Here is a 20,887-nt window from a genome sequence, read left to right on the forward strand (position 1 = left end):
CATTGACAGGACAATAGGTTGACCATGCAAGACCTCAACGACCTCTACTATTTCGCCAAAGTCGTGGAAGCCGGTGGCTTCGCCGCTGCCGGCCGGCTGCTGGGCATTCCCAAGTCGCGGCTGTCGCGGCGCATTGCCGAGCTGGAAGAACGCCTGGGCGCCCGCCTGCTGCAACGTACCACCCGTCAACTCACCCTCACCGCCGTCGGCGAACGTTATTTGCGTCACTGCCAGGCGATGTTGCTGGAAGCGGAGATGGCCGACGAGGCCGTGGCCAGCATGTCCAGCGAGCCTCGGGGACGGTTGCGTGTCAGCTGCCCGGTGGGCATGGCCCAGCACATGTTGCCGGAGATGGTCGCGGGCTTTCTCGCCGCCCATCCGCTGGTGCAGCTGGAAATGACCCTGGTCAACCGCCGTGTCGACCTGGTTGCCGAAGGCATCGACGTGGCCCTGCGCGTGCGCGAGCTGGGCGATGAAGATCCGCTGTTGGTGACCAAGCGCCTGCGCCAGGCTCAGACCCTGCTGGTCGCCAGCCCCGCGTTTCTACAGGGGCGACAGATCAACACGTTGGAAGACCTCAAGCAACTGCCGGTGCTCGGTGCACTGGAGGCCGATCGCCTGGTCCACCTGCGCCTGATCGACCCCCAAGGCAATGCCGAGGACTTGTCGATGGAGGCGCGCCTGGGCATCGACGACTTTATCGTGCGCAAGGCCTGCGCCCTCAAGGGCCTGGGGTTTACCGTGCTGCCGATGATGTACTGCGAGGAAGAATTGGCCAGCGGCGCGTTGGTGCAACTGCTGCCCGAATGGTCGTCGCCGGGCGGCTGGTTGCAGGCGGTGTACCCGCATCGCCGTGGGGTGCTGCCGGCCATTCGCGCGTGGATCGATTACCTGGAAGAGGCCTTCAAGGGCTGTGGAGATCGCTTGTTATGAAGATGACTGAAGCCCAGGTCGCGGCGTTCTGCCTGAGTTTGCCCGGTGCGCGGGAGGACTATAAATGGGGCGGTGTGCGGGTGTTTTCGATTGCGGGCAACAAGATGTTTGCCTTGCAGAATCTGCGGGGGGAGTCGTTGGCGTTCAAGGTCGACAAGGCGTTGTTTCTTGGGCATATCGACCGGCCGGGGATTCATCCGGCGCCTTATTTGGCGCGGGCGCAGTGGGTGATCATGAATACGCCGTATCCGCTGGGGGCTGAGGAGTTGCGGGGGCTGTTGCAGCGGTCTCACCAGTTGGTGGTGGGTAAGTTGCCCAAGCGGGCGCAGGTGGGGTTGCGTCTGGAGTAAGGGGTCTGACAGCTTTCCAACTGTTGCCCTGCGATCAAAAATGTGGGAGCTGGCTTGCCTGCGATGGCGGCCGTTGTCACGGGACAGGCCCAGCAAAACGCTCTTGCCCCAACACTCGGCACCTCGCCTAGGCTCGGTGTGCCCGTAATCCGACAGGTATTTGGGGGGCCGCCTAAGATCAAAGTCAAAAGCAAGAGCACAGCGGCCTGACAGCCGGCTTGAGTGGTGTAGAGCAAAAGCAAACACGGTCCACTGTAGGAGCCGGCTTGCCGGCGATGGTCGCGAACGATGACGCGCGCCCTCACTGTGGGAGCTGGCTTGCCTGCGATGGCATCAACCGGGTATGCCTGATTCACCAAGGTGCCTGCATCGCCGGCAAGCCAGCTCCTACAAGAGCGGCTCGCTTCGCATCGTGGTTAGCGTTGGGTGTTTTGCCTAAAGGACTGACAGCAGCGTGCCGCCCAGGAACAGTTGGTCCAGCCAGAACACTTGGTGCAACAGCACGATCACCCAGAACAGGACTTGGTAAGACACTTTGCGGGTCTTGTGCCGGAAGACTTGCTGGGCGAGTAACGCGCCCGGCCAGCCGCCTGCCAGTTCGACGGCGTGCAGGATATTTTCCGGGGTGCGGCGGCCTTCGGTCTGGGCCTTGCGTTTGTCGTTCCAGTACATCAGGAACGCCACCACGCTGACCACGCCGTAGGCCGCGAGCGGGATCAGCGTTTCGCCGCGATACCAGAGCAAGGCCGAGCCCAGCAGCGGCGCGGCGCACAGCAGCACGAAGATCAGCGCCTTGAGGCGTGGGTGCTGGATGTTCATGGCTTGACCGCGGTCCAGTCGATCCAGCCGAATTGCCAGGTCGCCAGGATCACCAGGCCGAAGGCGATGCGGTACCAGGCAAAGGCCGCGTAGCTGTGACTGGCGATGAACTTGAGCAAGGCCTTGACCGCGATCATCGCGAAGATGAACGAGGTGACAAAACCGATGGCGAACACCGGCAGGTCATCGGGCTGGAACAGGTGGCGGTACTTGTAGCCCGAATACACGGCGGCACCGACCATGGTCGGCATGGCCAGGAAGAACGAGAACTCGGTGGCGGTCTTGCGCGACAGGCCGAACAGCAGGCCGCCAATGATGGTCGCGCCGGAACGCGAGGTGCCCGGGATCATCGCCAGGCACTGGGCAAAGCCCACCTTGATCGCGTCTTTCCAGGTGATGTCGTCCACGGTTTCGGCGTGCACCGCGTGCTGGCGGCGCTCGGCCCACAGCATGATCACGCCGCCGACGACCAGGGCTGCCGCCACGGTGATCGGGTTGAACAGGTAGTGCTTGATCAGGTCGGCAAAAATCACCCCCAGTACCACCGCTGGCAGTACCGCGATGATCAGGTTGACCGTGAAGCGCTGGGCATTGCGCTGGGTCGGCAAGCCGGTGACCACGTCGAAGATCTTGCGCCGGAATTCCCAGACCACGGCGAGGATCGCGCCCAGCTGGATGATGATATTGAACGCTTCGAAGCGTTCGCCGCCGAAGCCGATCAGGTCGGCGACGATGATCTGGTGGCCGGTGCTGGAGATCGGCAGGAACTCGGTCAGCCCTTCCACAACGCCCAAAATCAATGCCTGTATGGCGGTCCAAATGTCCATGTTTCTCCCAAAGGTCGTGCGTGTTTCTAATGATTCAAAGAGGCGAGCGCACCGAAGGCCCGGTGTTGATAGTCAACCCCGGCGTGCAAAAATTGCGTGAAAAATCAGGCAGTACTCAGGTTTTCCGATTGCAGGCCGAAAGCCTATCAGACAAGCCGGAAATGTCGATGCAGCACCCACAATTATAAAAAGCACGGAGTGACAGGACCATGAACAGTTTGCGCAGCATGTCGATCAGCCGTCGTCTCTGGCTGATCCTGATCGTCGCCGTGTTGATGCTGTTGACCCTGGGCCTGCTGATGCTCAAGCAGATCCACGGCGACCTCTACCAGGCCAAGCGCCAGCAGACCCAGCACGTGGTGCAGACGGCCAGCGGCGTCCTCGCCTATTACCAGAACCTTGAAAAAACCGGCGCGCTCACCCGCGAAGCCGCGCAGAAACAGGCGTTGAGCGCCGTGCGCGGCCTGCGCTACGACCACGACGACTACTTCTGGATCAACGACCTCACCCCCGTGATGATCATGCACGCCGCCAACCCCAAGCTGGACGGCCAGAACCTCTCGGCCATCCGCGACCCGGACGGGTTTGCGGTGTTCAACGAGTTCGTGATCCTGGCCAAGGCCAAGGGCGCCGGCATCGTCAACTATCGTTGGCCGAAGCCGGGTGCCGAAGCGCCGGTGGAGAAAACCTCGTACATCCAGCTGTTCGAACCCTGGGGCTGGATCATCGGTTCCGGTGTGTACGTGGACGACGTGCAGGCCGAGTTCAAGGGCCAGGTGTGGAAAGCCTCGCTGATTGGCCTGGGCATTGCGCTGGTCATGGCCTTGCTGGTGACAGTGATCGCCCGCAGCATCGTCAACCCGTTGCAGGCGGCGGTGAATGCCATGGGCAATATCGCCAGCGGCGAAAGCGACCTGACCCGCAGCCTGGACACCCACGGCAATGATGAGGTGACCCAGCTGTCCCGGCACTTCAACAGCTTCACCGCCAAGCTGCGCCAGGTGGTGGGCCAGTTGCAGGTGTGCGCCAACGCCCTCGGGCAGTCCTCCACCGAGCTGGGCACCAACGCCAGCCAGGCCCATGACCGCAGCCAGCAGCAGTCGCAGCAGATGGAACTGGTGGCCACCGCCATCAATGAAGTGACCTACGGCGTGCAGGACGTGGCGAAAAACGCCGAGCACGCCGCCAGCGAAATGCGTGACGCCCAGGCCCAGGCGCAGCAAGGCCAGGTGAACATCGACGGCAGCCTGCAGCAGATCGACCAGCTCTCGGGCACCATCAGCCAGGCCGTGGAGGTGATCCGCACCCTGTCCAGCGAAAGCACACAGATTGGCGGCGTGCTGGAAGTGATCCGCTCGATTGCCGACCAGACCAACCTGCTGGCCCTCAACGCCGCCATCGAAGCGGCACGCGCCGGCGAGCAAGGCCGGGGGTTTGCCGTGGTGGCCGATGAAGTGCGCCTGCTGGCCCAGCGCACGCAAAAGTCCACCGCCGAGATCCAGGTGATGATCGAGCGCCTGCAGGGCCACTCGGAAGCGGCGGTCAAGGTGATCAGCGACAGCCACAGCGCGTCGCAACTGACCATCGAACAAGCCGGCCAGGCCGGTGCCAGCCTCAATGCCATCGGCCAGGCGCTGCGCAACCTCAACGGCCTGAATGCCTCGATCGCCAGCGCCACCTTGCAGCAGGCCCATGTGGTTGAAGACATCAACCAGAACGTCACCCAGGCGGCAGGCCTGTCCCACAGCACCGCGTTGGCGGCAGAGCAATCGAGCGTCGCCAGCGCCCACCTGCGCGGTCTCAGCGAACAACTCGATGGCCTGTTGCGCCCATTCAAAATCTAACCCCGCCCCCTGTAGGAGCCGGCTTGCCGGCGATAGCGCTCTTGAAATGGCCACAAGACCCAAGGGCGAATCGCCGGCAAGCCGGCTCCTACAATGGACCATCTTTGGTTACAATCAGCGCCCTCTTCGTCTCCCCTAAGGAACCGCCATGTCCGGGCTTGAACTGTTCGCCGCCGCCCTGGGGGTGATCGCTGTCTGGCTGACGGTCAAACAGAACCCTTGGTGCTGGCCCATCGGCCTGGTGATGGTGCTGCTCTACACCTGGATATTCTTCGACGTAAAACTCTATTCCGACATGCTGCTGCAAGTGGTCTACGCCGCGCTGCAAGTGTACGGCTGGTGGCAGTGGACCCGCGCCGGCGAGGTCAAACAGGGTCGCCAGGTCACCAGCCTCGGCTGGCCGGCGATCATGACCAGCCTGGCCGTGGGTGCGGCCGGCAGCCTGTTGTTGGGCGCGGCCATGGCCCACTGGACCGACGCCGCCCAGCCCTGGCTCGACGCCGCCCTCACCGGCTTCAGCCTGGTCGCGCAGATGTGGATGGCGCAGAAGCGCGTGCAATGCTGGCCGTTGTGGATCGCGGTGGATGTGATTTTCGTTGGCCTGTTCCTCTACAAAGGCCTGTACCTCACGGCCGCGCTCTATGCGCTGTTCACCGTGATCGCCGTGCAGGGCTGGCGTGAATGGCGTGCCGACCCGGCGCTGCGCGCATGAAGGTGGTGGTACTGGCCGGCCCCGAGTCCAGCGGTAAAAGCTGGCTGGCGGCGGAACTGCAAGCGCATTTTGGCGGTGTGATGGTCGGCGAATACGTGCGCCACTTCATCGACCAACATCAGCGCGACACCACCCTGGCCGACATCCCCGCTATCGCCCACGGCCAACTGGCCTGGGAAGATGCCGCCCGCGCCAAACAGCCCGACCTGCTGATCCTCGACACGCACTTGCTGACCAACAAGCTGTGGAGCCAGACCCTGTTCGGCGACTACCCCGCCTGGCTCGACAGCGAACTGCTGGCACGGCACTACGACCTGCACCTGGTGCTGTCACCGGAGGACGTGGAGTGGACCGCCGACGGCCAGCGCTGCCAACCGGAACTGGCGGACCGCCAGGCGTTTTTCCAGGACAGCCTGGACTGGATCGAGCGGCACCAGCAGCCAGCGCTGGTCATTCGTGGCAGCTGGGAAGAACGCCGCGCCATCGCATTCCAAGCCGTTGAACAACTCCTTGCCGAGGTGCCTGCATGACTCACCCCCTGCGTATCGCCATCGTCGGCGGCGGCCCTGGCGGCCTGACCCTGGCGCGTATCCTCAGCCGTCACGGTGTAGCCGTCTGCGTATTCGAGCGTGAAAGCGGGCCGCTGGAGCGCCCGCAAGGTGGCACGCTGGATCTGCACGTGGAGTCCGGCCAGTTCGCGTTGCAACAAGCCGGCCTGGAAGACGCCTTCAAACGCATCGCCCGCTATGAAGACCAGGGATCACGGCTGATGGACCATCACGGCCAGTTGCTGTTTGAAGACCCGAACCCCGAGGCAGGCGACCGCCCGGAAGTCGACCGCACCCAGCTGCGCCAGATCCTGCTCGACTCCCTGCCCGAGGGGGGCGTGAAGTGGGGTGTGAGCATCCATCACGTCAGCCAGGGCGATGACCAGCGCTGGACGCTGCATCAAGGCGACCTCCATCACGGCCCCTTCGACCTAGTGGTGGGTGCCGACGGGGCCTGGTCGAAAATCCGCCCGTTGCTGTCGCCTTATCAGCCGCAGTACAGCGGGTTGACCTTTATTGAGTTCAACATCGACGACGCCGACCTAAGGCACCCACTCGCCGCCCGCCTGGTCGGTCGCGGCACGCTGCAAGTGGCTGGCGAAGCCCGCTCGATCATCGTGCAGCGCAACGCCAACGCGCACCTGCGCGGCTATGCGATCTTCCGCGTGCCTACGGACTGGGCGGCGAACACGATTGACCTGTCCCACGCGCCCTCGCTGAAAACCCAATTCCAAGGCTGGCACCCGGACGTGCTGGCGCTGTTCGATGCCGCCAGCCCTACCCTGATCGTCCGGCACATCCACGCCTTGCCCGTCGGGCATCGCTGGGCCCATCGGCCTGGGTTGACGTTGATCGGGGATGCGGCGCACTTGATGTCGCCGTTTGGCGGCGAAGGGGTGAATGCGGCGATGCTCGACGCTGCCGAACTGGCACAGCACCTGCTGGAGACACCTGACGGCTCGAAAGCCGTGCAGGCGTATGAAACTCACATGTTCGAACGGGTGATGCCGGCAGCCCAAGGCAGCGCCGAGGGCGCCGCCCTGCAGCTATCCCATGACAGCGTGGCGCTGTCCCTGGCCCACCTGCATCACCACCTCACGCCTCAGTAACCCAGGGACAAACCGGTGTTACGGCGCGGATCATTCGCGCCGTAGAAACGGTTGTTGCCTACCGGTTTGCCACCCAGGGACGGTGCGCCCACCAGGATTGCGGCCAAGTGGTTGGCGTCTTGCGGGCCGGCGAACTTGTGGCCCCAGCTTTCGAGGATCTTCTGGGTGTCCGGGCTGACCGCGAAGGTTTCCAGGTTGGTGGTCTCAGGCATCCACTGCTGGTGGAAACGCGGCGCGTCCACGGCTTCCTGGATGTTCATCTTGTAGTCGATGACATTGAGGATGGTCAGTAAGGTGGCGGTGATAATGCGGCTGCCACCCGGCGTACCCACCACCATCACGGCCTTGCCGTCCTTGGTCACGATGGTCGGGCTCATCGACGACAGCGGCGCCTTGCCCGGGGCAATGGCGTTGGCTTCGCCCTGGACCAGGCCGTACATGTTCGGCACGCCGACCTTGACGGTGAAGTCGTCCATTTCATCGTTGAGGATCACACCGGTCTTGCTTGCCATCACGCCCGCACCGAACCAGTCGTTGAGGGTGTAGGTGACCGAGACCGCGTTGCCCCACTTGTCGACGATGGAATAGTGGGTGGTGTTGTTGCCTTCATGGGGCGACACGCCGGGCTTGATGGCTTGGGAGTCACCGGCCTTCTGCGGTTCGATAGCGGCGCGCAGCTTGGCGGCGTAGTCCTTGTCCAGCAGGTGGGCGATTGGGTTCTTCACGAAGTCCGGGTCGCCGAGGTAGCTGTTACGGTCCACGTAGGCGTGGCGCATCGCTTCGATCTGGTAGTGCAGGCCCTGGGCCGAGTGGTAGCCCAGGTCGGCCATCGGGTAGCCTTCGAGGATGTTCATGATCTGGCAGATCACCACGCCACCGGAGCTCGGAGGCGGCGCCGAAACCACGTGGTAGCCCCGGTAATCGCACTCGATAGGCGCCAACTCACGGGTCTTGTACTTGTCCAGGTCAGCCTGGGTGATGATGCCTTTGCCGGCCTGGCTGGAATCCACCAGCGCCTTCGCTACCCAGCCTTTATAGAAACCATCGGTGCCCTTGGCGGAGATTTCCTTGAGGGTCTTGGCCAGGTCTTTCTGCACCAGTTTCTGGCCCACCTGCATCGGTTGGCCGTTGTGCAGGAAGATGGCGCGCATGTCCTTGTCTTTTTCGAACTCGCCGGTGGCGGTGTGCAGCAGGTCGATATCACCCTGCTCCAGGGCGAAGCCGTTTTCCGCCAGCTTGATCGCCGGGGCAATCACCTGGGCGCGCTTGAGGGTGCCGTACTTGCTCAGGGCCAGTTCCATGCCGGAGACGGTGCCAGGCACGCCCACGGCCAAATGGCCCTTGGCGCTCAGGCCGTCGATGACCTTGCCGTCCTTGTCCAGGTACATGTCGGCAGTCGCCGCCAGCGGGGCTTTTTCGCGGAAGTCGAGGAAGGTCTTGCGCCCGTCGGCCAGTTGCACGGTCATGAACCCGCCACCGCCCAGGTTACCCGCCGCCGGATACACCACGGCCAGCGCATAGCCCACGGCGACGGCCGCATCCACCGCGTTGCCGCCGGCCTTGAGCACATCCACACCCACATGAGTGGCCAAATGCTGGGCGGTCACCACCATGCCATTTTCACCGGCCACCGGGGCCTGGGAAGCGGCTTGTACACCGCTGACCGTCAGCACCAGGGCAGTGGCAATCAAAGTAAGGCTGAAGGGTTGGTATTTCATCCATGGCTACTCTAGTTATTGAGGTGCACCAAAATAGCCCGTTCAGGATCCAATCCCCAGTGCAATGGCGTTTTTATTACAGAACTTGTCGGTCACAGAACGGCCGAAAAAATGCCCATGCTATATTTCGCGCCCTGACTGTCGCGCAAGGCGCTCTCCATGGTGATCAAGAAGACCGGCATTCGTGCCCAACAGGCGGACCAGACACGTGCACGCATCCTGCAGGCGGCGGTCAAGGTGTTCGCCCGCGACGGTTATTCCGGTGGCCGGGTCGACAGCATTTCCAAGGCAGCCGACTCCAACGACCGCATGCTCTATTACTATTTCGGCAGCAAGGAACACCTGTTCGTCTGCGTGCTGGAACACATCTACGAGCAATTCAACAAAGCCGAAAGCAAGCTCAAGCTCGACCTCGATGCGCCGGTGCAGGCCTTGCGTGATCTGGTGGGGTTTATCTGGAACTACTACGTCAAACACCCGGAATTCGTGGCAATCCTGAGCATCGAGAACCTGCACCAGGGCAAGCATGCGCAGCAGTCCGGCGAGATGCGCCGGTTGTCGGGCGAAGCGGTTGGCGTATTACGGCCGATCATCGAGGCTGGGCAGGCGCAAGGTGTATTTCGCCAGGACGTGGACCTCAAGCACGTGTATTTGATGATTGCCTCGCTCTGCTACTTCTATAACTCCAACCGCCATACCCTCAGCTCATTTCTCGGCGAAGACCTGACGGACAAGGGGCAGCAGCAGGATTGGCTGGCCTTCATCACCGACCTCGTCCTGCGCGGCGTCACCCCCACATCCGATAACAACACAAATCCCCTGTAGGAGCCGGCTTGCCGGCGATGGGGCCTTCACATTTAGCGCCTGATCATAGGACGCCATCGCCGGCAAGCCGGGCTCCTACAAGGGAACGGTGTGTTCAGTGAGTACCGGGGTTGGCCCGCAAATGCGCCACCTTCTGCTCCAAGCCCTGCCACTGCGGCGCATTCGGCGCAAATTGCCCGCGCAGGTACGCCGCCAGATCCGCCACCTGACTATTGGACAAGCTGTCCTTGAACCCCGGCATGTACCCCAGGTCCCTGGTCGCCGGATTGCTGATGCCTTGCAAAATCACCTTGATCAAATTGTCCGGCTGGTCGCTGTGCACGTTGGTGTTGGTGGCCAGTGACGGGCTCACCCCAAACAACTTCGGCCCCAGGCCATCGGCGTGGCAGGCCTTGCACGAGCCCTCGAACACACGTCGACCATTCGGGTTTGGCACCGTCGTCGCGACGCTTTGCGCTTGGGCTGTCGCCTCGCCATTGAGTGACGCCAAATACACCGCCATCGCCCGGATATCCGTCTTGGGCAATTTCGACAACTCACTCACCACCGGCCCCATCGGCCCGGCCGCCACGCCATGGGCGTCCGAGTACCCCGTACTCAAATACGTGAACAACTGATCCTCGGTCCACGGCGTCGGCGCCTTGGACAACCCAGTCAACGCCGGCGCCTCCCAACCATCGACCATGCCTCCCGCGAGGAACGCCTTGCCGCCCTTCTCCGCGCCCATCAGGTTGCGCGGCGAATGACACGCCGCGCAGTGCCCCAGGCCATTGACCAGGTAATTGCCGCGATTCCATTGCTCACTGCGCTCCGGCTGCACGGTGATTTCGCCGCGCCTTAAATTCAACGCGTTCCACCCCGCCATCAACGGCCGGATATTGAACGGAAAGCGCATGGCATTCGGCGTCGGCGCCTGGCTCACGGGTGCCTGGCTCATGAGGTAGGCATACAGCGCCTGCATGTCGGCATCGTTGATATTGCGAAACGCCGTATAGGGAAACGCCGGGTACAAGTTGCGCCCATCGCGGCCAATGCCGTCGCGCATGGCCCGCTCGAAGGCCGGGTACGACCAGGCGCCAATGCCGGTCTTTACGTCCGGGGTGATATTGCTGCTGTACAGCGTGCCGAACGGCGTCTCCATCGCCAGCCCGCCCGCATTGGCCGCACCACCCGGCGCCGTGTGGCACACCGCACAATCGCCAACGGCGGCGAGCAAACGCCCGCGTTCCAGGGTGGCCTTGGACCAGGTGCCGGCAGCGGGCGGGGCAATCGGCGCGATCTCACTGTGGAAGGGCCAGGCCGTGGCGGCCAAGGCGCCCAAGGTGGCGAACAGTGCGCCAAACCACCACTTCTTGCGTTTCTCCGGCGACTTGGCCGGTTCGCCCAACGTGCCGGCATTCAGCGCCGCCAATACCCGTTCCGGGGTGATCGGCAACTCACGAAAACGAATGCCGGTGGCGTCATAGATCGCATTGGCAATCGCCGCCGCACTGGGCACCGACGCCGATTCTCCGGCGCCCATGGGCGGCTGGTCCTGGCGCGGCATCATCAGTACGTCGATCTTCGGCACTTCCGGGAAGGTCAGGATCGGGTAGCCGCCCCACTCCTTGCTCGCCACCGTCGACTCTTCAAAGGTCACCCGCTCCTTCAGCACGCGGCTGGTGGACTGGATCACATTGCCGTGGATCTGGTGCTGCACCCCGGCCGGGTTGATCATCATCCCCGAGTCATGCCCGATCACCACCCGCGTCACCGACACGTCGCCGGTCTGCTTGTCGATGGCCACATCCGCCACCCAGGCCGCCCACGCCGCGCCAAACCCCGGGAACTTGCTGTGGATGTAGCGCGCATAGGCAAAGCCACGACCGCGCAGCAGGTGATCCTCGTTGGCGGTTTGCATCGGCGCGGTGCGCGGCGACCAGTTGGCGCGCTCGGCGGTGGATTTCACCAGGTCGATGGCACGCTCGTCCTTGAGGTAACGCAGGCGGTATTCCACCGGATCGACGCCGGCGGCAAAGGCCAGTTCGTCGATATAGGACTCGTGGGCAAAGGTATTGGGCAGTGCCGACACCCCGCGCATCCACGACGCACGCACGATGGGCGCCATGTCGTTGATAGTCACGCGCATGTTGTCGATGTCGTAGGGCGGGATCGAGGTGCGGTCGCCCATCTCGAACATCGCGGCCACCGGCTCTACCCGACCGGTGAGCAGCAACGCCAGGGTCGGCGCGCCGTTGGAGGGGTAGCTGGTTTCAAAGTCGTAGGCGGCGATGCTGCCGTCAGCATTCAGCCCGCCGTCGACATCCATCAATTGCGCCGTGCCTTTGGGCTCCCACAGGTGTTCCTGTTCGCGGGTCAGTTGCACGCGCACCGGCTTGCCCACTGCGCGGGACAACAACAAGGCGTCGGCACACACATCATCGGCGCAGTTGCGCCCATAGCAGCCGGCCGCTTCCATGCGGATCACGTCGATCAGCCCTTCCTCGCATTCCAGCAACCACGCCAGGTCGGCGCGTAACAGGTGCGGGTTCTGGCTGCCCGACCACACCCGACTGCCCGCGGGCGAATAGTCCGCCACCCCACAAGAGGGCCCGATTGAGCCATGCATCTGATACGGCCACAGGTAACTGCGCGGCATGCGCTGGCTGGCGCCGGCCAGTGCCTTGTCGACATGGCCCTGGTCGAGCACCGTGCGGCGGACCCGTGGGTTGTCGCGGATGGCCTGCTCCACGTCACTCATGTCCGGCAAGGCGTGGTTCCAGGGTTTCCAGTGCACCAGCAGTTCGTGGGCCGCCTTGATCGCCTGTTCTTCGCGCAGGGCCACCACGCCGACAAAATCGCGGATCACCACCACGGCGACGATTCCCGGGATATGCGCGATGGACGCCTCGTCCACACTCAGCAGGCTATTGCCGACAAAGTCTCCGCAATCGAGCCCCGCGTACGGCGGGCGTACCACCCGACCGTGAAGCATGCCGGGGACGCGCATGTCGTGCACATAGGTCAGCTCGCCGGTGGCCTTGCCGGGGATGTCCACCCGGGCCGCGCCCTTGCCGACCAAGCGGTAATCCTCGATGGCCTTGAGAGGCGCATCACCGCTGATGCGCAGTTGATCGTGCTGGCCGCTGACCAACTCGCCATAGGTGGTGGTGCGTCCGTCTGCGGCGTGGATCACACCGGCTTCCACCTTGAGGCTGCCCGTGCTCACGCCCCAGCGCCCCGCCGCCCGCGCCAGCAGAAAACGCCGTGCTTCGGCTGCGGCGTTACGCAACGGGATGGCGGAAATCTGTAAGGTCGCACTGGCAATGGTCGCCCCCTGGTTGGGCGCGCGCTCAGTGTCGCCAAGCACCATCTTGACCTGCTCCAGCGCCAGATCGAGCTCTTCGGCGACGATCTGCGCCAGCGACGTACGAATGCCGGTGCCCAGATCGACATGGCCGTTGAAGGCATAGACCAGGCCGTCATCGTTCACGGCGATAAACAGCCCCAGTTCCTTGGGTTTCACCGTCGGCGTGCCGCCCTTGGCCACCGGCCCCGACGGCGGCAACACGTCATCGACGATCAACAACACACCGGCCTTGGCCAGCCACTGATCACGGGAAAGGGTCGTGTCGGTCATGCTCATCAATCCACCGTCATGAGGCGAGCGGCACGCAGCACCGCACGCAGGATTTCGATATGGGTGCCGCAGCGGCAGAGGTTGCCCGAGAGTTCATTGCGCACCTCGGCTTCGCTGGGATTGGGGTTGCGGTCGAGCAAGGCCTTGGCGGTCATGATCATGCCGTTGAGGCAGTAGCCGCATTGCGCGGCCTGCTCGTCGATAAAGGCCTGTTGCACCGGGTGCAGCGCCTGGCGTGTGCCCAGGCCTTCCAGGGTGACAATCTGGCGACCCACCGCGCCGGCCAACGGGAACACGCACGCGCGTGCGGCCACGCCGTCGATGATCACGGTGCAGGCACCGCACTCGCCCAGGCCGCAGCCGTACTTGGGGCCGTTGAGTTCCAAGTCATTGCGCAGCACCAGTAACAGCGGGGTGTCCGCCATGGCGCTGACTTCGCTTGTTTGGCCGTTGACCTCAAGCGCTACCGTGATGTGCTGGCTGATCATTCGCTTCGCCTGTGCCAATTGGTGAAGTGGTCACTACACGAAACAGCCAAAAAAAAGCGTCGCGGACCTGGGGCCTCGCGACACACTTGGCTGGTGAAGTGGCTACTACATCAACTCAGAGCAAAAACGGTGCCAGACCTAATTTATTCCTGTGGGTCGTCGATCATCTTGCGCAGCAGGAACAGCATCGCCACGCGTTCGGCGGGGTTGAGGTTACTCAGGGTCAGTTCGCTGATCTGCGCGGCACGCGGCGCCGTCTGGCCCACCAGTTCGGCGCCGGACGCCGACAAGTCCACCACCACTTTGCGCTTGTCCTGAGGGTCGGGCTCCAGGGTAATCAGCTCCTTGGCCTTGAGCCGCTCGACGATGCCGCGAATGGTCGCCTGGTCGACGGCGGTGGCCTTGACCAGTTCGGTCAGCGAACTTGCACCGTGATCGCGCAGGGCACACAGGGTGACGAACTGCACGGCGGTGAGCTGGGAGTCACCGACATTCTGCTGGAAAATCGCCAGGTGGCGCTGGTAGGCCTTGCGCAGCAGATGGCCAACTTGCTCGGAAAAGACGTAGGAATCAGGCACGGCGGGCTCGGGGGATGATGAACGATGGGGAGCCATGATAGCGGGATGTGCCGTAAACACCTACCCATGTAGGAGCCGGCTTGCCGGCGATGGCGGCCTCAAGATGTGCGCAACATTTGAGGGCCTTATCGCCGGCAAGCCGGCTCCTACAGGGATGTTTAGCGAGCCAGGGAGGCTGCGGGGGCGACGACATCACCGGCGATAACGACGGCCTCGTCGTCCAGGTACACATCGCAGTTACGCAGCGGAATGTCCATATGGCACGGCGTCTTGCGCGTGCCGCCCACTTCGGTGTTCGGCCCGGTGGAGAACAGGAAGTTGCCATAGAACGCCCGCGCGTCCATGCACATGCCGTCGTTCTTGTCGTGCAGGCCCATGGCCGTCCACTGCGCCCGTGGCTGCAGGCCCCAGCCGATATGGGAGATGCCGTACACCTCGGGATCGTTGAAGTACTTCATGTAGTCGCGCAGGTACTCGGCCTCGAAGCCGCCGTGAATTTTAGTGATAAAGCCCTTCTCGATCTCCAGGGTGATCTTCTCGCGGGTGTAGGTCTTGAACGGCAGCAGGATGTCGCCGATATCCAGCACCAGCACGCCCTCGGCGGTTTCCTCGTTGGGCCACGAGAACAGGAAGCCGCTGGGCCAGTGGTCCCAGCGCCCCGGTTCGTCGGCAAAGCCGTACTCAGTCACCGACGGGTATTGCCCCAGGGCGGCACGGAAGTCACTGCCGGCGCGGGATTTGACGTGAATCGAACGGGCCTTTTTCAGCAACTGCTCCGCCGCCAGTACGCGCACCTTGTCTTCCTCGGTGGGCAGCATGCGCGCCAGCACTTCCGGGGGCTCCACGGCCAGCAGGATGCGCGTGCCGGTCTTGAGGATCTGCTCCTGCTCCGGCGAATGCAGCAGCATCATGGTGTCGACGATCAGGTCCGCCGCCTCCAGGGCGCGCTGGGCGGCAATGTTGCCGGTGAGCGCGGTGTCGCCGCAGTAGGCGGTCATGTCATTGCCCATCGCCTTGGGATGATTGAACGACGGCAGCTCCACCGCATACACCTTGGCCCCCAGGCGCTGGGCGGCGTCCATGGCGGCACGCACGGTGCGCGGGTCGGAGTAATGGCTCTTGAGCACGGCGACGCTCTGGGTCGGGTCGACCTTCGACAGCTTCAACACATGCTCGAACATCTGGGTCAGTTCGCAATCGCTTACCGGCATTTTCCTGTCTCCTGTGGGGCTGCACCAAGTTCAAGCACCGCGCTTCACTCTAGTGCACTTTTATAGCGTATACGCCAATTACTAACGATAAGACCTGAATTGCAGGCCGACTGCAAGCACCGCGCCAAAACGTTACCAATCCACACAAGCCCACTATTTAATGGCTACAACCCGTTACACAGGATAAATATGGCCAAAAAATAAATTTTCAGATGCGGGCTTCCCATTTCAAAATATGAGCGTATACACTTTAAAAACCTTGCGGACAGACGCCGCCAAAAATCAAAAAGAGAGAGGATCACGCCCCATGGGAAGCACACAGAAAATCGCCATCGTCGGCGCCGGCCTTGGCGGTGCCGCAGCCGCCACCCTGTTGCAGCAAGCTGGCTTCGATGTGGACATCTACGAGCAGGCGCCAGAATTCTCCCGGCTGGGTGCGGGGATCCACATGGGCCCCAACATCATGAAAATCTTCCGCCGCATGGGCATCGAAAAGCAGCTGGACCTGATGGGCTCGCACCCCGAGCATTGGTTCAGCCGTTGCGGCGAAAGCGGTGATTACCTGTCACGCATCCCGCTTACTGGCTACGGCGCGTCCTACATCACCGTGCACCGCGGCGACCTGCATGCCCTGCAGATGTCCACCCTCAAGCCGGGCACCCTGCACTTCAACAAGCGCCTGGAAACCCTCGAAGAAACCGACACCCAGGTGCGCCTGACCTTCGCCGATGGCGAGGTGACCTACGCCGACATCGTGATCGGCGCCGACGGCATCAACTCCAAGATCCGCGAAGAGCTGCTGGGCGTGGAAAAACCGCTGTACAGCGGCTGGGTCGCGCACCGTGCACTGATCCGTGGCGACCAGTTGGCCAAGTACGACCTCAAGTTCGAAGACTGCATCAAGTGGTGGACCGAAGACCGCCACATGATGGTCTACTACACTACCGGCAAGCGCGACGAGTACTACTACGTGACCGGCGTGCCCCACGCCGAATGGGACTTCCAGGGCGCCTTCGTCGACAGCAGCCGCGAAGAGATGTTCGATGCTTTCAAGGGCTACCACCCCACCGTACAGGCGCTGATCGAATCCACTGAAAGCGTGACCAAATGGCCGCTGCGCAACCGCAACCCATTGCCATTGTGGAGCCGTGGTCGCCTGGTGCTGTTGGGCGACGCCTGCCACCCGATGAAGCCGCACATGGCCCAGGGCGCCGGCATGGCTATCGAAGACGCCGCCATGCTCACCCGCTGCCTGCAGGAAACCGGCATCAGCGACTACCGCACCGCGTTCCAACTCTACGAAGCCAACCGCAAGGAACGTGCATCCCGCGTGCAGGCCGTATCCAACGCCAACACCTGGCTGCGCACGCAAGAAGACCCGGCCTGGGTCTACGGTTATGACCTGTATGCCCAGGAGCTGAAATCGGGGGTGGCCGCGTGAGCACCTTCCTCTACGGCGGCAACGTCCAGGCCAATGGCATCCGCCAGCACTACCTGCGTTACGGCGGTAAAGGCCCGGCTTTGATCCTGATCCCGGGCATCACCAGCCCGGCTATCACGTGGGGCTTTGTGGCCGAACGCCTCGGTGCGCACTACGACACCTACGTGCTCGATGTGCGCGGACGCGGCCTGTCGTCCACCGGACCCGAGCTGGATTACAGCGCCGAGACCTGTGCCGACGATATCGGCGCGTTCGCCCAAGCGCTCAACCTGGATCACTACCACCTGGTCGGCCACTCCATGGGCGCACGCTTTGCCGTGCGCAGTGCGGTCAAGCACCCCCAAGGCGTGAACCGCGTGGTGCTGATCGACCCGCCGGTGTCCGGTCCCGGCCGCCGTGATTACCCGAGCAAGTTGCCGTGGTACGTCGACTCCATCCGCCAGTCGCTGGTCGGCATGGACGCCGAGGCCATGCGCGCCTTCTGCGCCACCTGGACCGAAGAACAACTGCAACTGCGCGCCGAATGGCTGCACACCTGCTTCGAGCCCGCCATCGTGCGCGCCTTCAATGATTTTCACGACGTCGACTTCCATCAAGACCTGCCCCACCTCAAGGCCCCTGCCCTGTTGATGGTGGCCGGGCGTGGCGGCGTGATTCTCGACGAGGACGTCGCCGAGATCCAAGACTTGCAACCGGCGATCCACGTGGTTCGCGTGGCCAACGCCGGGCACATGATTCCGTGGGACGACCTCCAGGGCTTCTTCGACGCCCTGGGCGACTTCCTGCCCACCGAACAATAAGGGAGACCACCATGCTCAAGCCTTACCGCATCGGCCAGATCGTGCCGAGTTCCAACACCACCATGGAAACCGAGATCCCGGCGATGCTCACCGCACGCCAGGCCATCCGCCCGGAGCGCTTTACCTTTCACTCCAGCCGCATGCGCATGAAGCAAGTGCGCAAGGAAGAACTGGCAGCGATGGACGGCGAGTCCGACCGTTGCGCGGTCGAGCTGTCCGACGCCAAGGTCGACGTGCTGGGCTACGCCTGCCTGGTGGCGATCATGGCCATGGGGCTGGGCTATCACCGCAACTCCGAGCAACGCTTGCGCAAGGCCACCGCCGACAACGACGCCAACGCCCCGGTGATCACCAGTGCCGGTGCCTTGATTGAAGGCCTCAAGGTGATGGGCGCCAAGCGCATCGCCATCGTCGCGCCGTACATGAAGCCGCTCACCGAACTGGTGGTGAACTACATCCGCGAAGAAGGCTTTGAGGTGGTGGACTGGCGCGCGCTGGAGATCCCCGACAACCTCGAAGTGGCCCGCCACGACCCGGCCAACCTGCCGGCCATCGTCGCCGGCATGAACCTGGAAGGCGTGGACGTGATCGTGCTGTCGGCCTGCGTGCAGATGCAGTCGCTGCCGGTGGTGGCCAAGGTCGAGGCACAAACCGGCAAACCGGTGCTCACCGCCGCCATCGCCACCACCTACGCCATGCTCAAGGCCCTGGACCTGGAGCCCATCGTGCCCGGTGCCGGCGCCCTGCTCTCCGGCGCTTACTGAGGGGCTTTGTGATGAACGAACAATCCGCCGACGCCAACTACCAGGGCGTCTGGGGCAATCGCATCGGCTTTGGCAAAAAGGCCGCGCTGCTGATGATCGACTTCATGCAGGGCTACACCACCGAAGGCGCGCCGCTGTTTGCGCCGGGCGTGGTCAGTGCCGTGGCCGAAAGCGTCGAGCTGCTGGCCGTCGCACGCAGGCATGGGATTGCGGTGGTGCACACCAATATCCGCTACCATCCCGGCCATTTCGTCGATGGCGGGATCTGGGTCAAGAAGGCCCCGGTCATGAAAGACATGGTCGAAGGCAACCCGCTCGCCGCGTTTTGCAGCGAGGTGTTGCCCCAGACCGACGAAGTGGTGATCACCAAGCAGTACGCCAGCGCGTTTTTTGGCAGCAGCCTGGCCCCGATGCTGCACGCCCAGGGCATCGACACCGTGGTGCTGGCCGGTTGCTCCACCAGCGGCTGCATCCGCGCCACAGCGGTGGATGCCGTGCAACACGGGTTTCGCACCATCGTCGTGCGTGAATGCGTTGGCGATCGACACCCGGCTCCCCATGAAGCCAACCTGTTCGATATCGACAGCAAGTATGGCGACGTGGTGAGCAAGCAGGAGGCGATGAATCAGTTCAGGGAGCAATAAGACGTTATTGGGAACTGCGCCATAGAGCGTGGTCCTGAAAAAAACTGAGGCCCAGCCTGGAACACGTCCGAATGTGGGAACCGATCCCTGTGGGAGCCGGGCTTGCCCGCGATGCAGACGCTGCGGTGTAACTGCTACACCGCATCGATGCTATCGCAGGCAAGCCAGCTCCCACATAAGTCGGGCGCCACACGAGAGCGTTGCCAGCCCCCCCCCTCAGTCTTCTGACACTGCCTTTGGAAGTCGCTTCTACAGCACTCCGAAGTGCTGGAACAAAGCGGCCGTATAAAAACCATAAGTCACCGCCAGGAGACACCCCAATGCCCATTGCGAATGCAGCGCCCGCGACCACCGTCGCTGATCCCGTCACCACGCTCTACCACAAGATCACCTGGAAGCTGATTCCGTTCCTGTGCTTCTGTTACCTCGCGGCCTACCTGGACCGCATCAATATCGGCTTCGCCAAGTTGCAGATGCTCGACCAACTGCACTTCAGCGAAACCGCGTTCGGCCTCGGCGCCGGGCTGTTCTTCGTGGGCTACATCATCTTTGAAGTACCGAGCAACCTGGTGCTGGAGCGGGTCGGCGCGAAGATCTGGATCGCACGCATCATGATCACCTGGGGCCTGCTGTCGGCCTGCACCATGCTGGTCACCTCCACCACCCAGTTCTACATCCTGCGCTTTTTGCTTGGCGCCGCCGAAGCGGGTTTCCTGCCGGGCGTGCTGTATTACCTGACCACCTGGTTCCCCACCCACCGACGCGGGCGCATCATCGCGCTGTTCATGATCGGCCTGCCGCTGTCCAGCGTGATCGGCGGCCCGCTGTCCGGCTGGATCATGGGTCACTTCGACCAGATGGCCGGCCTGCGCGGCTGGCAATGGTTGTTCCTGATCGAGGCCGTGCCCAGCGTATTGCTCGGCGTGCTGACCTTCTGGGCCCTGCCCAACACCTATCAGCAGGCCAAATGGCTGTCGGATGAAGAAAAAGCCCTGCTGGAAAGCGAACTGCGCAAGGACGAGGCCGACGCCACCGGCAGCAAGCACAGCTTTCGCGACGGCTTCTTCAACCTCAAGGTGTGGATGCTCGGCGGTATCGACTTCTCGATCCTGCTCAGCGCCTACGCCATGGGTTTCTGGATGCCGACCTTTATCCGCAACGCCGGGGTGACCGACACCTTCCATATCGGCGTGCTCACCGCGCTGCCGAGCATCGCAGCCTTGCTCGGCATGCTGCTGATCGGCGCCAGCTCGGACAAACACCGCGAACGCCGCTGGCACATCATCGTGCCGTTCTTCATCGGCGCGGCAGCCATGGCCACCAGCACGTTCTTTACCCATAACGTCGCCGCCACCGTCGCGCTGTTCGCCATCGCCTCGGCCGCGATCATCGGCGCGGTGCCGGTGTTTTTCAGCCTGCCGGCCACCTTCCTCAAAGGCACCGCCGCTGCCACGGGCTTTGCCCTGGCCTGTTCGGTGGCGAACATTGCCGGCTTGGTGAGCAACTCGTTGATGGGCGTTGCGATCGACGTCACAGGCAGCAGCGCCGGTGCCTTGTGGTTTTTCGCGGGCTGCTTGATCCTCAGCAGCTTCCTGGTCATCGCCTTGCCGGCGAAACTGGTGAACCGTTGACAACAATAATTTTTCGGATGAATCAC

General features: G+C 63.0%; 19 protein-coding genes. 12 read left to right on the plus strand and 7 right to left on the minus strand.

The window, feature by feature from the left end:
- Window positions 1-24: 24 nt before the first annotated feature.
- Both AC07OV_RS11500 and AC07OV_RS11505 read left to right on the plus strand, forming a co-directional pair.
- Entirely contained in the window at window positions 25-933 is a 909-nt protein-coding gene (locus tag AC07OV_RS11500) for a LysR substrate-binding domain-containing protein (RefSeq protein WP_494998632.1), read from the plus strand.
- Window positions 930-1,283 carry an MmcQ/YjbR family DNA-binding protein gene (locus tag AC07OV_RS11505; RefSeq protein WP_494998633.1) on the plus strand — a complete coding sequence of 118 codons (354 nt, stop codon included), beginning with the start codon at window positions 930-932 and terminating at the stop codon, window positions 1,281-1,283. The genes AC07OV_RS11500 and AC07OV_RS11505 overlap by 4 nt, the downstream gene beginning before the upstream one ends.
- 435 nt (window positions 1,284-1,718) lie before the next feature.
- Here the strand turns inward: AC07OV_RS11505 and AC07OV_RS11510 are convergent, their stop codons facing one another.
- Complete coding sequence (locus tag AC07OV_RS11510) at window positions 1,719-2,102, minus strand: DUF1294 domain-containing protein (RefSeq protein WP_495092266.1); 384 nt, start codon at window positions 2,100-2,102, stop codon at window positions 1,719-1,721.
- Window positions 2,099-2,929 carry an undecaprenyl-diphosphate phosphatase gene (locus tag AC07OV_RS11515; protein WP_176998141.1) on the minus strand — a complete coding sequence of 277 codons (831 nt, stop codon included), beginning with the start codon at window positions 2,927-2,929 and terminating at the stop codon, window positions 2,099-2,101. Before AC07OV_RS11515 ends, AC07OV_RS11510 begins: the two co-directional genes overlap by 4 nt.
- A 209-nt stretch (window positions 2,930-3,138) precedes the next feature.
- Between AC07OV_RS11515 and AC07OV_RS11520 the strand changes: the two genes are divergently transcribed.
- The 4 genes from AC07OV_RS11520 (at window position 3,139) to AC07OV_RS11535 (ending at window position 7,142) form a co-directional block, all read left to right on the plus strand.
- Entirely contained in the window at window positions 3,139-4,773 is a 1,635-nt protein-coding gene (locus tag AC07OV_RS11520) for a methyl-accepting chemotaxis protein (protein ID WP_494998635.1), read from the plus strand.
- A 148-nt stretch (window positions 4,774-4,921) separates the two neighbouring features.
- Entirely contained in the window at window positions 4,922-5,485 is a 564-nt protein-coding gene (gene pnuC, locus AC07OV_RS11525; protein WP_176998139.1) for a nicotinamide riboside transporter PnuC, read from the plus strand.
- Window positions 5,482-6,015, plus strand: a complete 534-nt coding sequence (locus AC07OV_RS11530; RefSeq protein ID WP_494998641.1) for an AAA family ATPase — start codon at window positions 5,482-5,484, stop codon at window positions 6,013-6,015. The genes pnuC and AC07OV_RS11530 overlap by 4 nt, the downstream gene beginning before the upstream one ends.
- Complete coding sequence (locus tag AC07OV_RS11535; RefSeq protein WP_495092267.1) at window positions 6,012-7,142, plus strand: FAD-dependent oxidoreductase; 1,131 nt, start codon at window positions 6,012-6,014, stop codon at window positions 7,140-7,142. The genes AC07OV_RS11530 and AC07OV_RS11535 overlap by 4 nt, the downstream gene beginning before the upstream one ends.
- On the opposite strand, the gene ggt is transcribed toward AC07OV_RS11535, so the two are convergent.
- Window positions 7,136-8,860, minus strand: coding sequence for a gamma-glutamyltransferase (gene ggt, locus AC07OV_RS11540; protein ID WP_495092268.1), 1,725 nt, complete (start codon window positions 8,858-8,860; stop codon window positions 7,136-7,138). The genes AC07OV_RS11535 and ggt overlap by 7 nt on opposite strands.
- A 159-nt stretch (window positions 8,861-9,019) precedes the next feature.
- Between ggt and AC07OV_RS11545 the strand changes: the two genes are divergently transcribed.
- Window positions 9,020-9,685 carry a TetR family transcriptional regulator gene (locus AC07OV_RS11545; RefSeq protein WP_495092269.1) on the plus strand — a complete coding sequence of 222 codons (666 nt, stop codon included), beginning with the start codon at window positions 9,020-9,022 and terminating at the stop codon, window positions 9,683-9,685.
- A 94-nt stretch (window positions 9,686-9,779) separates the two neighbouring features.
- Here the strand turns inward: AC07OV_RS11545 and AC07OV_RS11550 are convergent, their stop codons facing one another.
- The 4 genes from AC07OV_RS11550 to AC07OV_RS11565 all read right to left on the minus strand — a co-directional run bounded on the left by AC07OV_RS11550 (window position 9,780) and on the right by AC07OV_RS11565 (window position 15,581).
- Window positions 9,780-13,304 carry a molybdopterin cofactor-binding domain-containing protein gene (locus AC07OV_RS11550; protein ID WP_495092270.1) on the minus strand — a complete coding sequence of 1,175 codons (3,525 nt, stop codon included), beginning with the start codon at window positions 13,302-13,304 and terminating at the stop codon, window positions 9,780-9,782.
- 5 nt (window positions 13,305-13,309) lie between these two features.
- Complete coding sequence (locus AC07OV_RS11555; RefSeq protein ID WP_495092271.1) at window positions 13,310-13,792, minus strand: (2Fe-2S)-binding protein; 483 nt, start codon at window positions 13,790-13,792, stop codon at window positions 13,310-13,312.
- Between the two features lie 143 nt (window positions 13,793-13,935).
- Window positions 13,936-14,370, minus strand: coding sequence for a MarR family winged helix-turn-helix transcriptional regulator (locus AC07OV_RS11560; protein ID WP_176998133.1), 435 nt, complete (start codon window positions 14,368-14,370; stop codon window positions 13,936-13,938).
- Between the two features lie 158 nt (window positions 14,371-14,528).
- Entirely contained in the window at window positions 14,529-15,581 is a 1,053-nt protein-coding gene (locus AC07OV_RS11565; protein ID WP_494999154.1) for a 2,5-dihydroxypyridine 5,6-dioxygenase, read from the minus strand.
- Window positions 15,582-15,888: 307 nt separating this feature from the next.
- Between AC07OV_RS11565 and AC07OV_RS11570 the strand changes: the two genes are divergently transcribed.
- The 5 genes from AC07OV_RS11570 to AC07OV_RS11590 all read left to right on the plus strand — a co-directional run bounded on the left by AC07OV_RS11570 (window position 15,889) and on the right by AC07OV_RS11590 (window position 20,861).
- Complete coding sequence (locus AC07OV_RS11570; RefSeq protein ID WP_176998131.1) at window positions 15,889-17,022, plus strand: FAD-dependent monooxygenase; 1,134 nt, start codon at window positions 15,889-15,891, stop codon at window positions 17,020-17,022.
- Window positions 17,019-17,822: an alpha/beta fold hydrolase gene (locus AC07OV_RS11575; protein WP_495092272.1), complete on the plus strand. Its 804-nt coding sequence runs from the start codon at window positions 17,019-17,021 to the stop codon at window positions 17,820-17,822. The genes AC07OV_RS11570 and AC07OV_RS11575 overlap by 4 nt, the downstream gene beginning before the upstream one ends.
- Window positions 17,823-17,833: 11 nt before the next feature.
- Window positions 17,834-18,586, plus strand: a complete 753-nt coding sequence (locus tag AC07OV_RS11580; RefSeq protein WP_122307871.1) for a maleate cis-trans isomerase family protein — start codon at window positions 17,834-17,836, stop codon at window positions 18,584-18,586.
- Window positions 18,587-18,597: 11 nt separating this feature from the next.
- Window positions 18,598-19,230 carry an N-carbamoylsarcosine amidohydrolase gene (locus tag AC07OV_RS11585; RefSeq protein ID WP_495092273.1) on the plus strand — a complete coding sequence of 211 codons (633 nt, stop codon included), beginning with the start codon at window positions 18,598-18,600 and terminating at the stop codon, window positions 19,228-19,230.
- A 320-nt stretch (window positions 19,231-19,550) separates the two neighbouring features.
- A complete protein-coding gene (locus tag AC07OV_RS11590; RefSeq protein ID WP_494999152.1) occupies window positions 19,551-20,861 on the plus strand; it encodes an MFS transporter in 1,311 nt (436 codons plus the stop codon).
- The last annotated feature ends 26 nt before the right edge of the window (window positions 20,862-20,887 follow it).

The organism is Pseudomonas sp. GW821-FHT09A09 (assembly GCF_059418405.1).

Coding starts and splice junctions, on each gene's coding strand:
- AC07OV_RS11500 (WP_494998632.1), top strand. CDS start 25: ATGCAAGACCTCAACGACCTCTACTATTTCGCCAAAGTCGTGGAAGCC.
- AC07OV_RS11505 (WP_494998633.1), top strand. CDS start 930: ATGAAGATGACTGAAGCCCAGGTCGCGGCGTTCTGCCTGAGTTTGCCC.
- AC07OV_RS11510 (WP_495092266.1), bottom strand. CDS start 2,102: ATGAACATCCAGCACCCACGCCTCAAGGCGCTGATCTTCGTGCTGCTG.
- AC07OV_RS11515 (WP_176998141.1), bottom strand. CDS start 2,929: ATGGACATTTGGACCGCCATACAGGCATTGATTTTGGGCGTTGTGGAA.
- AC07OV_RS11520 (WP_494998635.1), top strand. CDS start 3,139: ATGAACAGTTTGCGCAGCATGTCGATCAGCCGTCGTCTCTGGCTGATC.
- pnuC (WP_176998139.1), top strand. CDS start 4,922: ATGTCCGGGCTTGAACTGTTCGCCGCCGCCCTGGGGGTGATCGCTGTC.
- AC07OV_RS11530 (WP_494998641.1), top strand. CDS start 5,482: ATGAAGGTGGTGGTACTGGCCGGCCCCGAGTCCAGCGGTAAAAGCTGG.
- AC07OV_RS11535 (WP_495092267.1), top strand. CDS start 6,012: ATGACTCACCCCCTGCGTATCGCCATCGTCGGCGGCGGCCCTGGCGGC.
- ggt (WP_495092268.1), bottom strand. CDS start 8,860: ATGAAATACCAACCCTTCAGCCTTACTTTGATTGCCACTGCCCTGGTG.
- AC07OV_RS11545 (WP_495092269.1), top strand. CDS start 9,020: ATGGTGATCAAGAAGACCGGCATTCGTGCCCAACAGGCGGACCAGACA.
- AC07OV_RS11550 (WP_495092270.1), bottom strand. CDS start 13,304: ATGACCGACACGACCCTTTCCCGTGATCAGTGGCTGGCCAAGGCCGGT.
- AC07OV_RS11555 (WP_495092271.1), bottom strand. CDS start 13,792: ATGATCAGCCAGCACATCACGGTAGCGCTTGAGGTCAACGGCCAAACA.
- AC07OV_RS11565 (WP_494999154.1), bottom strand. CDS start 15,581: ATGCCGGTAAGCGATTGCGAACTGACCCAGATGTTCGAGCATGTGTTG.
- AC07OV_RS11570 (WP_176998131.1), top strand. CDS start 15,889: ATGGGAAGCACACAGAAAATCGCCATCGTCGGCGCCGGCCTTGGCGGT.
- AC07OV_RS11580 (WP_122307871.1), top strand. CDS start 17,834: ATGCTCAAGCCTTACCGCATCGGCCAGATCGTGCCGAGTTCCAACACC.
- AC07OV_RS11585 (WP_495092273.1), top strand. CDS start 18,598: ATGAACGAACAATCCGCCGACGCCAACTACCAGGGCGTCTGGGGCAAT.
- AC07OV_RS11590 (WP_494999152.1), top strand. CDS start 19,551: ATGCCCATTGCGAATGCAGCGCCCGCGACCACCGTCGCTGATCCCGTC.